This window comes from Niastella sp., from assembly GCF_045805085.1.
Taxonomy (GTDB): Bacteria; Bacteroidota; Bacteroidia; order Chitinophagales; family Chitinophagaceae; genus Niastella.
Window position 1 is genome coordinate 1 of the sequence record NZ_JBJMLX010000275.1, and the last position, 11,647, is coordinate 11,647.

An 11,647-nucleotide genomic window follows, 5' to 3' on the forward strand; every position below is an offset into this window, starting at 1 on the left:
AACGCATTTACCACCCAACACCGCCTTTCGTGGTTTTGGCGGACCGCAAGGCATGTTCATGATAGAATCAGCGATTGCAAAGGCTGCAGAAACATTGGGAGTAGCAGCTTCTGTTATTCAGGAGAGGAACCTGTTGCAAACCGGTGATGAATTTCCTTACGGACAAAAAGCGCAAAGCGAAGCGCCTGAATGCTGGCACAAAGCAACAGCTTTGTACAACCTCACAGCCCTGCGCAAAGAAGCAGACGCATTCAATGCTGCTAATAAATGGTATAAAAAAGGCCTGGCCTGCATGCCGGTATGTTTTGGCATCTCATTTACCAAAACATTGATGAACCAGGCCAGGTCATTGGTGCATGTGTATACCGATGGCAGCGTAGGCATTACCACCGGCGCTGTTGAAATGGGTCAGGGCGTGAACACCAAGATCCTCCAGGTAGCAGCTACTATTTTTTCAATTCACCCCGAAAAGATCAAAATTCATACAACCAATACATTTAAAATTGCCAATACCTCCCCTTCGGCAGCCAGCGCCACCGCCGACCTGAATGGAAAAGCCACCTTACTGGCTTGCACCGCCATTGCCAACAGGTTGAAAAAAATGGTGGCAGAAGAACTGAATGTAGGGCAAGATGCCATCACCCTACAGGATGAGTTTGTTTGGGTGAACGGCCAAAAAACTGATCGTGACTGGAAATCGCTGGTAATGGCCGGACATATAAAAAGAATTGGCTTGTCGGAACACGCGCACTACGCCACACCCGAGATCCATTTTGACGCCACAAAAGAAAAGGGTCATCCATTTTCCTATCACGTTTATGGAACGGCGCTTATTGGGGTAACTGTAGATTGTATTCGCGGGACATATACAGTTGACACCGTTAAAGTGGTACATGACTTTGGTTCCAGTATGAACACGGCCGTTGACCTTGGACAAATAGAAGGCGGCATCGTTCAGGGCATCGGTTGGATGACGATGGAAGAAGTGGTGTATGACAAAGAAGGGCGGCTGCGTTCCAATGCTTTATCTACTTACAAAGTACCGGATATATACTCTGTACCAAAAGAGATAGCCATCGATTTCCTACAAACGCCGCATGATAATCTTGCCATCTTCAGGTCTAAGGCTGTGGGTGAACCACCGCTGATGTACGGTATTGGCGCTTATTTCGCATTACGCAATGCGGTCCGCGCCTTTAATAAAAACGGGCATTTCCCTTATGACGCACCAATGACACCCGAAAAAGTATTGATGGCCTTATATGCAACCGAACAAGAAGGAACCAGTCAACCACATGAAGAAACAAGTAAACATCTGGCAGTTGATAAATAAAAGCCTGCAACAACAGGTACCGGTGATGTTGTTGTATGTGCTGCAAAGTGAAGGGAGCAGTCCGGGCCGCCGGGGTTTCTTTATGGCGGTAAATGCAGCCGGAGAAACGGAAGGTTCCATTGGGGGTGGCATTATGGAACATAAGTTTATAGAACTGGCGAAGGACAAACTAAACACTGCCCAGGAAACACTTCCTGCCATCAGAAAACAGGTCCATAACAAATCCGCTCCCGCCAATCAAAGCGGTATGATCTGTTCAGGTGAACAAACCATTTGGGTCTACCCGGTTCCTGCATCAGCTATCAATACCATTCAATGTATTATTGCCAGTCTGGAACAAAATAAGAACGGCACCTTACAATTATCGCCCGCCGGTCTGCAATTCACACCCGACATCCCCGATACCGATTTTTATTTCTCCATGACGTCAGAAACAGATTGGCTTTACCGTGAAAAGACAGGCTATAAAAATCATTTACATGTTATCGGCGCCGGACATTGTGCATTAGCGCTTTGCCGCCTGATGCAGAGCATGGAGTTTTACATTCATTTGTACGATGATCGATCCAGCTTAAAAACGTTTTTAGAGAACGAGTATGCCCATGAAAAAAAAATAATTACAGATTATACTGAACTGGATGAATTGATTTCCGGAGGGAACCACCAATACATAGTTGTGATGACGGTTGGTTATCGCACCGATGATGTAGTAATAAGAACGCTGTGGAAAAAACAGTTCAGATACGTTGGTTTGCTGGGCAGTAAAAGCAAGATAGAAAAGATGTTTACCGATTACCGGGCCGAAGGAGTGCCCGATTCTGTACTGCAACCTATACATGCACCTGTTGGCATTGCCATTCATAGTGAAACCCCGGAAGAGATTGCCATTAGTATTGCGGCAGAGATTATTCGGGAGAAAAATCGTTAGAAAACAATCCCGTGTTATTTTTTTGCTTATCTTAAATTATTGCCTGCCATTCCGTACTCCCAATTATTACTCACCCGAATTATTATTTTTATTTATGCATCTTATACCCAGAGAATCGGAAAAACTATTATTGTTTTTAGCCGGGGAACTGGCAGAGAAGCGAAGGTTGCGTGGATTGAAGCTTAATTACCCCGAAGCAATAGCCCTCATCAGCAGCCATCTGCAGGAAGCAGCCCGCGACGGCAAATCGGTTGCCGAATTGATGCACTATGGCGCCACCATTTTAACCCGTGACGACGTAATGGAAGGCGTACCTGAAATGATCCAGGAAATACAAATAGAAGCTACTTTTCCCGATGGTACCAAACTGGTTACCGTACACGATCCAATAAGATAGGTTTTCTAACAATAAATAAAGCCAAATGATCCCTGGAGAATACATTTTACAGCCGGATGATATTATCGCCAATGCAGGCCGCACAACAACCTCTCTGGTGGTGGTAAACACCGGCGATCGCCCGGTACAGATAGGCTCGCATTTTCATTTTTTTGAAGTGAACCGCCAGTTGCAGTTTAACCGGGCAGCGGGGTATGGTATGCGTTTGAACATTCCGTCAGGCACTGCCGTTCGTTTTGAACCTGGTGAAGAAAAGGAAGTCCAGCTGGTTGCATTCGGCGGGGCCAGGCAGGTGTTCGGATTTAATAACCTGGTGAATGGTGAGGTAGCTGCAGCCAATAAAGAGCAGGCAGTACAAAATGCATTGGCCGGTCAATTCAAAAACCAATCTGTATGAGCCTGCACATCAACCGCATCAAGTATGCCAATATGTATGGCCCAACAACAGGCGACAAAGTGCGATTAGGCGATACCGAACTATTTATTGAAATAGAGAAAGACTTCACTGTTTATGGCGATGAAGCCAAATTTGGCGGCGGCAAAACCATCCGCGACGGCATGGCGCAATCGGCCCGGGCAACCCGTGCTGAAGGCGTGCCTGATCTGGTGATCACCAACGTTATGATCATAGATCACTGGGGTATTGTGAAAGCAGATATTGGCATTAAAGATGGCAGGATCGTTGGAATAGGTAAAGCCGGCAATCCTGATACCATGGATGGTGTGGACGCCAATTTGATCATTGGGGCTTCTACAGAAGTACACGGCGGCGCGGGGTTGATTGCAACAGCCGGCGGCATCGATACGCATATCCATTTCATTTGTCCGCAACAGATCGACCATGCCCTTTTTAGTGGTATTACTACTATGATCGGCGGTGGCACCGGCCCGGCTGACGGCACCAATGCCACTACTGTAACCCCCGGCTCCTGGAACATACAAAGAATGCTGGAAGCTGCAGAAGCTTTTCCTATGAACCTGGGATTCTTAGGCAAAGGCAATTGTGCAGCCCTGCCACCACTGGAAGAACAGATCGTTGCGGGGGCATTGGGATTAAAGATCCATGAAGACTGGGGCAGCACACCAGCGGTTATCGACGCTTCGCTTCGCATAGCCGATAAGTACGATGTACAGGTGGCCATTCATACGGACACCCTGAATGAAGCCGGATTTCTGGAAGATACCATTAATGCCATCAATGGCCGGGTAATACATACTTACCATACCGAGGGTGCGGGGGGCGGTCATGCACCCGATATTATCAGGGCGGCCATGTATCCGTATGTGTTACCCTCTTCTACCAATCCTACGCGTCCGTTTACGGTGAATACCATTGATGAGCACCTGGATATGCTAATGGTTTGTCACCACCTGGATAAATCTGTTCCGGAAGACATCTCTTTTGCTGATTCCCGCATCAGACCTGAAACAATTGCCGCGGAAGATATTTTACACGATCTGGGCGTATTCAGTATGATGAGCTCCGATTCTCAAGCCATGGGCCGGGTTAGTGAAGTGATCATCCGCACCTGGCAAACAGCCCATAAAATGAAGATCCAACGGGGTGCTTTACCGGAAGATGAAGGAAAGGGAAATGATAACTTCCGGGTAAAGCGATACATCAGCAAGTATACCATCAATCCGGCCATTACACATGGCATCTCATCTTATACAGGATCATTGGAACCTGGTAAACTGGCCGACCTGGTATTATGGAAACCTGCGCTGTTTGGGGCTAAACCGGAAATGATCATCAAAGGCGGTATGATCATCGCCAGCAGAATGGGCGACCCTAACGCCTCCATCCCTACCCCACAACCAGTTATATACCGGCATATGTTTGGCGCCTATGGCAAAGCAGTGCATACCACCTGTGCCACATTTGTATCAAAGCTATCGTTAGAAAAAAATGTAGTCCAGCAATATGGGTTAAAAAAAATGTTACTTCCTGTAATGAATTGCCGAAGCATTTCTAAAAAAGATATGGTGCACAACAATGCCACTCCTTTAATAGAAGTAAATCCTGAAACCTATGAAGTGAAAGTAGATGGACAGCCTGTGACCTGCGAACCTATAGCCGTGGCGCCACTGGCCCAACGGTATTTTTTATTTTAACCCTCCTCACAAATTACTGCGGATGCTGATACAACAAAAAAAAGGAAATATTAACGCTATTACTATCAACAACCGGCATATCGACTGGTTGCCACTGGAATGGTATGAGACCAGCAGGCGGATATTACGAAAGCAAACGCTGGCAGGCAATAACCTGGCATTAAAGTTCCTCGACAAAGACCCCATGTTGGCACAAGGTGATATTTTGTATGAAGACAACACGCTTATCATTGCTGTAGATATTCTTCCCTGTGATGTTTTAATAATACGGCCGGCCAGCCTGTTTGAAATGGCTTCGGTTTGTTATGAGATAGGCAACAAACACCTGCCCCTGTTTTTTGAGAAAGACGAAGTGCTGGTGCCTTTTGACATGCCATTGTTCAGGTTATTAACTTCCCAGGGCTATGCCTTAAAACAGGATAAACGAAAACTGTTACATCCATTGAAAACAACAATAGCGCCGCACGCACATAACAACAGCAATCTATTTTCAAAGATCATGCAATTAACAAATACCGGTTTATGAACCCTGCATTGATACGGCTATTACAATTAAGCGATCCGGCATTGCCGGTAGGTGGGTTTTCGCATTCTGCCGGTCTGGAAACCTATGTTCAGCTGGGCATTGTTAAAGACGCCGTTACTGCCGAAGCATTTGTAAGGGGCATGTTATCACAAAATATCCATTTTACCGATGCAGCTGTTGTTTCCCTGGCACACGATGCCATAACAACCAGGCAATACGACGAAATTAAATACCTGGATGATCTTTGCACGGCAGTTAAACTGCCAAAAGAAATGCGGCAGGCCAGTCAGAAATTGGGAGCGCGGCTTATTAAAATATTTCAAGCTGTCTGTAACAATGACTGGCTAAACCGGTATGCAGCAGCCATTCAAACAAAACAGTTAACCGGGCATTATTGCATCGCCTTTGGCATTATAGCCTGCGCCCTGCAAATACCGAAAGCAGATGCACTCACCGGTTTTTACTATAATGCGGCCACAGGGTTTATCACCAACAGTGTAAAGCTTATCCCATTGAGCCAGCAGGTTGGACAGGAATTGCTGTTTTCATTACAACCATTAATAACTCAATTGGTGCAAAACAATGAACAGCCAGATAAAGAAATGATCGGTGTATGCTGCCCCGGTTTTGATATTCGCAGCATGCAGCATGAGCAATTGTATTCGAGATTGTATATGTCGTGAACACAGAAAACAAACAGGGTATGGAAAGAAAGTATATAAAAATAGGTATTGCCGGTCCGGTGGGTTCTGGAAAAACTGCGTTGATTGAACGACTGACGAGGCATTTATATCCCGCATACAGCATTGGGGTCATCACGAATGACATCTATACAAAGGAGGATGCAGAGTTCCTTACCAAAAACAGTACGTTGCCGGCCAACAGGATCATAGGCGTTGAAACCGGTGGTTGCCCACATACAGCCATAAGGGAAGATGCCAGCATGAACCTGGAAGCCGTTGAAGAAATGGCCAGCCGCTTTCCTGATGTGCAGATCATTTTTATAGAAAGCGGCGGCGATAATTTATCTGCCACTTTCAGTCCCGACCTGGCCGATGTAACCATTTTTGTAATAGACGTGGCGGAAGGAGATAAAATTCCCCGTAAAGGTGGTCCGGGTATTACCCGCAGCGATCTACTGATCATCAACAAAATTGATCTGGCTCCTTATGTGGGCGCCAGCCTGGAAGTGATGGAACACGATGCCGGTAAAATGCGCAAGGGGCAACCATTTATTTTTACTAATCTGTTAAATAAAGAAGGGTTGCCGCAGGTCATCAGCTGGATAAAAAAATATGCATTACTGGAAGAAGAAACAGGTCTGCACGCATGAAAGCAAACCTGCACATACAAACCGCGGCGCGCAATGGTATCACGTACCTGAAAGAAAGCTATTTTACCCCGCCTTTTAAGGTTGCCAATATTACTGAAGATAAAAAAGCCGGACCACTACACTTAATGCTGATGTGTTCGTCACCCGGTGTTTTGGAAGGCGACGACTACCACGTAAAGATCAATATAGAAGCCAATTGCCATTTGCATTTACATACACAATCATACCAGCGTTTGTTTCCTATGAAACATGGTGCTAGGCAGGTTACGGAGGTATACCTGCAAAAAGGCGCCACTTTTGTATACATCCCCCATCCGGCTGTCCCTCATAAACAGGCTGCTTTTACAGCGGTCAATAAAATTTACCTGCAAGACAACAACCGGCTGATCTGGGGAGACGTGCTAACCTGTGGCCGGAAGCTTAATGGAGAGCGCTTTGATTTTATAAAGTACCATAACATCACAGATGTTTATATACAGGGCCGGTTAATCATCAAAGAAAATTTATTAGTACAACCGGGTGTTGTAGATCTGCATACAATTGGCCAGTGGGAAGGCTTTTCGCATCAGGCCAGTTTGATAATTCTGGATAAACCCGGAACGATCAGTCAAATTTATGAACCGGTGATCACCTGGTTGCAACAACAAAATGACATTGCCTTTGGCATCAGCACGCCTACAGAGGCCGCCATCATTATTCGAATACTGGGTAATAAGGCAGAACCCTTATTTCATTGCCTGACCGGGATCGCCGGTTTGACAATCACCAAATCAAACAGGATGATGGACTATGTTAACTGAATTACAAATATTGATGCTAACAGCTACGGGCATCGCCTGCCTGCATACCGTAACCGGTCCAGACCACTATTTGCCATTTATTGCCCTTTCCAAAGCCAGGGGGTGGCATTTTGGTAAAACATTGTTATGGACAATTATCTGTGGCTGTGGCCATGTATGGAGCTCCGTATTACTTGGGTTGGGCGGGGCGGCCCTGGGTTGGTCATTATCAAAGATCGCCTGGTTTGAAAACGTGCGGGGTGGACTGGCTGGCTGGGTTTTATTGCTGTTTGGACTGGTATATGGGACCTGGGGCTGGATCCGGGCCGGCAGGAACAAAGCACATAAACATTTTGATACGTTTGAAGATGGATCAATTTATGTATTTGAACATAAACATGAAGAAGCAGTGCTGCCCAAGGAAAGATACAAAGTAACTCCCTGGGTACTATTCATTATTTTTTTATTAGGCCCCTGTGAGCCAATGATCCCTTTATTATATTTTCCTGCTGCCCGGAATAACTGGTGGGGAATGTATCTGTTGATCTTTATTTATACCTTTTTCACGCTAATTACCATGTTGGTAATGGTCACATTGGGCTATTATGGCATATCTTTTCTGAAAACCGAAAAACTGGAGCGGTATGTACACGCATTGGGTGGGTTAACGCTTTTTATCTGCGGCGCCAGTATGGTGTTTATGAATTGGTGAATGCATTATTCCCGCACCACCGTCCCTGTTATATACCCATACGGTTCATCTGTAGCAATAAACACCTCGTTCTTATTATCCATTCCGAATTGTTCAAGATTATATAAGATGTGGTGCTTGTTCGGCATCTTTAAAGTGATCTCATTAACCGCTGCAAACTTATCCAATACCGCCTCACCCATAGCATATAAAGTATGCTGCACCGAAAGACTTTGGTGATCGGCAAAAGTTTGTAACAGGGTAGTTCGAATGCCGTTGAACAATTCAACAAACAGGATCTTGGAAGAATTATACACCCAGCTTACCTCGCATTGAGTAGCGAAAATGCGATCACTGGTTTCTTTCAGGGTGGTGTATTGATCTTTAATATAATTCTCAAAACCCGAATCGGTGGTTTTTAAGATCAACATGTCGGTGATGCCGGTTGTTACCTCAATACTATTTTTGTTTTGTACAACGGTAGCAGTATGCTTCTCGTTTCCACCGCTGCTATAGGCATGAGGGTGCTCCGTTCCATTGAAACGCATCCGCATCCAGTTGTGCTCTGTTAATTCAATTCGAACCTGGGAAACCTGGGGATTATTGCTGGCAAAATAGTTGGCCAGGTACAATCCAAAAGCCTCGATGGAAGAAACGAAATGTTCCTTCGCCAACGCATACACCGTATTCTTTTGTGTATCAGTAGGCAATATTTTTGAATTATCGCCAATGGTGTGGGCAGTTTCAAAATCACCTTCCAAGATTATATTCACTGAGATCTGCCTGAATTCATGGTAATCGGGATGGCGAATGATCTTTGATAAGTTTACAGCATTTTTACCATAGGTGTTCTTACCCAGTTTAATTGACATAGCAGCACATTTTGATGGAATGTATCCTCAATTTAAACAATTAATTGTCTATTTTTAATAGAGAACTTTTAAATATTCCATCATGTTCGATCTTGCCATCAGTGGTAGAAACATTTGTACACCCGAAGGGATGCGGGAAGGGACGGTTTTGGTCAAAGATGGCATTATCATGGATATACTCCCTGGCCTTTCGGAGGAAGTTTGCCAAACGGAGATCAATATTGGCGAAAGCGTCCTAATGCCGGGGATCATCGACCCGCATGTACACATCAATGAACCTGGCCGAACCGATTGGGAAGGGTTTAACACCGCTACCTGTTCGGCAGCAGCCGGGGGCGTTACCACGCTGGTTGATATGCCATTGAATGCAGAGCCCGTTACTACCACCGCCGATGCTTTTGACAAAAAGCTGGCAGCTACTGAAGGGCAGTTACACGTGAATTGTGGTTTCTGGGGCGGTATTGTTCCTGGTAATGGGCCGGAAATAGAAAAGCTTATTGACAAAGGTGTGTTAGGGTTTAAAGCATTTCTAACCCATTCGGGCATCGATGAATTTCCCAACGTTACCGAAATGGATCTGCACGAAGCAATGCCCATAATCGCCAGGCACCAATTACCGCTGCTGGTCCATTGTGAACTAACCACCAACGTACAACCGCCACCGGCAGGCAACGAACAATCCTATAAAAATTATTTATCATCACGGCCCCGACAATGGGAGGATGACGCCATTGCTTTGATGATAAGGCTTTGTGAGCAGTATCAATGCCGGGTTCATATCGTACACCTGTCATCGGCGAGTTCTATTGAACAAATAAAACAGGCCCGGCAAAAAGGGTTGCCCATTACGGTTGAAACAGCCCAGCATTATTTGTATTTTAATGCAGAAGAAATACCGGATGCGCAAACCGCTTACAAGTGCGCGCCACCCATTCGGGAAAAGCAGAATAATGAACAATTATGGCAGGCCCTGCAGGAAGGCATTATTGATTTTGTAGCCACAGACCATTCCCCGGCGCCGCCTGCTATGAAAGAGATCAACTCAGGCAATTTAATGAAAGCCTGGGGTGGCATTGCATCGCTGCAGTTGGCATTACCTGTGCTTTGGACGGCAGCCCGCCAACGCAATATACCGGTGGCCAATATGGCCAGATGGCTTTGTGAAAAACCAGCCCAATTACCGGGTCTGCAAAAAAGTAAGGGCCAGATCGCCAAAGGGTTTGATGCAGATTTTGTAGTATGGGATCCCGGTAAACCATTCCGGGTTACAGCTGAAGCATTACATCATAAACATAAAATAACTCCATACATAAACCAGGAATTGTATGGAGTGGTTGAACAAACCTGGCTGGCCGGACAATTAATTTTTGAGCAGGGAAGCTTTCCTGTTCTGAACAAAGGAAAAATAATTACACCTTGACCCCCGATAACCTACAACAGGCAAACACAATTCTACAACGGATCAATGAACTGGCTTCCATCAGTGAAGAACCAGGCGTTATTACCCGCACCTTCGGTACAGAAGCTTTTATCAAAGGAAGAACCCTTGTTGCCCATTGGATGCAGGAGGCCGGTCTTCAAACCTACATCGACAATATTGGCAATGTAAGAGGCCGGTTATCAGCCCAGTCGCCGGATGCAAAAACACTGGTTATTGCTTCGCATATTGACACCGTAATAAATGCCGGCAAATTTGATGGTCCATTGGGGGTGCTTCTTGGATTAAGCCTGCTGGAACAATTAATAAAACAACGCACGCCCCTGCCCTTTCACATTGAGCTCATCGCTTTTTGTGATGAAGAAGGCTGTCGCTTTCACACCACTTATTTGGGCAGCAAAGTAGTAGCCGGTCATTTTGATAATAACCTGCTTGTTCAACAAGATGCCACAGGAACCACGTTGCAGGATGTGATACAGGGCATTGGAGGAAATCCTGCCGTATTAGCACAGGACGCCATTCCTGCAAAAGACTGGCTGGGTTATTTTGAAGTTCATATAGAACAGGGACCCGTGTTATTTGAAAAAGATATTCCTGTTGGCATTGTTACAGCCATTGCCGGACAAAAAAGAATTTCCATCACTTTTAAAGGAGAAGCGGGTCACGCCGGCACTGTACCCATGCATATGCGCAACGACGCCTTATGCGCTTCCGCGGAATTCATCCTGGAAGTAGAACGTTTTGCCGCCAGCCATTTACAACCCGTAGTGGCAACGGTGGGCACCCTGCAAATCCCGCACGCGGCCAGTAATGTAATACCGGGTGAAGTGCAATGCACCCTTGATCTTCGATGTGCCAATCAACAAATATTGAACTCCTGTTACACCCATCTGGAACAGCTTGGGTCAGCCATTTGCCAGCAACGGCATATTGAATTTTTGTGGCATCCTGTACAGGAAAGTCCCTCCGTGACCTGTAATACGTCCCTGAATTATTTACTGGGGCAATCGGTTCAGCAATCAGGTTATGAAGTGATCAAACTGGTGAGTGGTGCAGGCCATGATGCCGTAGCCATCGCACCAGTGGCGCCGGTAGCAATGTTGTTTGTACGTTGCTATAAAGGTATAAGTCATAATCCCCTTGAAAATGTTGAACTAAAAGACCTGGCCGCTGCTGTTCAGGTATCAGCAGTATTTATACATTCGCTCATTCAAAAACATAACCGCGGTTAATAT

12 protein-coding genes and 1 pseudogene are annotated in these 11,647 nt (G+C 45.7%); 12 read left to right on the top strand and 1 reads right to left on the bottom strand.

Features of this window, described 5'->3' with window-relative positions; translation table 11 throughout:
• The 10 genes and pseudogenes from ACJ751_RS14305 to ACJ751_RS14350 form a co-directional block, all read left to right on the top strand.
• A partial coding sequence (locus ACJ751_RS14305; RefSeq protein WP_407746179.1) for a molybdopterin cofactor-binding domain-containing protein occupies window positions 1–1,333 on the top strand: 1,333 nt, incomplete at its 5' end.
• On the top strand, window positions 1,296–2,261 hold the full coding sequence (locus ACJ751_RS14310) for an XdhC family protein (protein ID WP_407746180.1): 966 nt from the start codon (window positions 1,296–1,298) through the stop codon (window positions 2,259–2,261). The genes ACJ751_RS14305 and ACJ751_RS14310, both read left to right, overlap by 38 nt.
• 94 nt (window positions 2,262–2,355) lie before the next feature.
• Entirely contained in the window at window positions 2,356–2,658 is a 303-nt protein-coding gene (gene ureA, locus ACJ751_RS14315) for an urease subunit gamma (protein ID WP_407746181.1), read from the top strand.
• A 25-nt stretch (window positions 2,659–2,683) separates the two neighbouring features.
• Window positions 2,684–2,986: pseudogene (locus ACJ751_RS14320) on the top strand (urease subunit beta); the annotation flags it as partial.
• A gap of 65 nt (window positions 2,987–3,051) precedes the next feature.
• Window positions 3,052–4,773: an urease subunit alpha gene (gene ureC / locus ACJ751_RS14325; RefSeq protein WP_407746182.1), complete on the top strand. Its 1,722-nt coding sequence runs from the start codon at window positions 3,052–3,054 to the stop codon at window positions 4,771–4,773.
• Window positions 4,774–4,795: 22 nt separating this feature from the next.
• Window positions 4,796–5,299, top strand: coding sequence for an urease accessory protein UreE (ureE, locus tag ACJ751_RS14330; RefSeq protein WP_407746183.1), 504 nt, complete (start codon window positions 4,796–4,798; stop codon window positions 5,297–5,299).
• Window positions 5,296–5,982 (top strand): urease accessory protein UreF, encoded by a 687-nt coding sequence (locus ACJ751_RS14335; protein WP_407746184.1) that lies wholly within the window; start codon window positions 5,296–5,298, stop codon window positions 5,980–5,982. The genes ureE and ACJ751_RS14335 overlap by 4 nt, the downstream gene beginning before the upstream one ends.
• A 20-nt stretch (window positions 5,983–6,002) precedes the next feature.
• On the top strand, window positions 6,003–6,632 hold the full coding sequence (ureG, locus tag ACJ751_RS14340) for an urease accessory protein UreG (protein WP_407746185.1): 630 nt from the start codon (window positions 6,003–6,005) through the stop codon (window positions 6,630–6,632).
• A complete protein-coding gene (locus ACJ751_RS14345; protein ID WP_407746186.1) occupies window positions 6,629–7,432 on the top strand; it encodes an urease accessory protein UreD in 804 nt (267 codons plus the stop codon). The genes ureG and ACJ751_RS14345 overlap by 4 nt, the downstream gene beginning before the upstream one ends.
• Window positions 7,422–8,123 (top strand): hypothetical protein, encoded by a 702-nt coding sequence (locus tag ACJ751_RS14350; protein WP_407746187.1) that lies wholly within the window; start codon window positions 7,422–7,424, stop codon window positions 8,121–8,123. Before ACJ751_RS14345 ends, ACJ751_RS14350 begins: the two co-directional genes overlap by 11 nt.
• Window positions 8,124–8,128: 5 nt before the next feature.
• On the opposite strand, the gene pucL is transcribed toward ACJ751_RS14350, so the two are convergent.
• Complete coding sequence (gene pucL / locus ACJ751_RS14355; RefSeq protein ID WP_407746188.1) at window positions 8,129–8,974, bottom strand: factor-independent urate hydroxylase; 846 nt, start codon at window positions 8,972–8,974, stop codon at window positions 8,129–8,131.
• An 82-nt stretch (window positions 8,975–9,056) separates the two neighbouring features.
• On the opposite strand from pucL, the gene allB reads away from it, so the two are divergent.
• The gene (gene allB / locus ACJ751_RS14360) at window positions 9,057–10,394 is read left to right on the top strand and encodes an allantoinase AllB (RefSeq protein ID WP_407746189.1); all 1,338 of its coding nucleotides are present in this window, start codon (window positions 9,057–9,059) and stop codon (window positions 10,392–10,394) included.
• A complete protein-coding gene (locus ACJ751_RS14365) occupies window positions 10,391–11,644 on the top strand; it encodes an allantoate amidohydrolase (RefSeq protein ID WP_407746190.1) in 1,254 nt (417 codons plus the stop codon). Before allB ends, ACJ751_RS14365 begins: the two co-directional genes overlap by 4 nt.
• The last annotated feature ends 3 nt before the right edge of the window (window positions 11,645–11,647 follow it).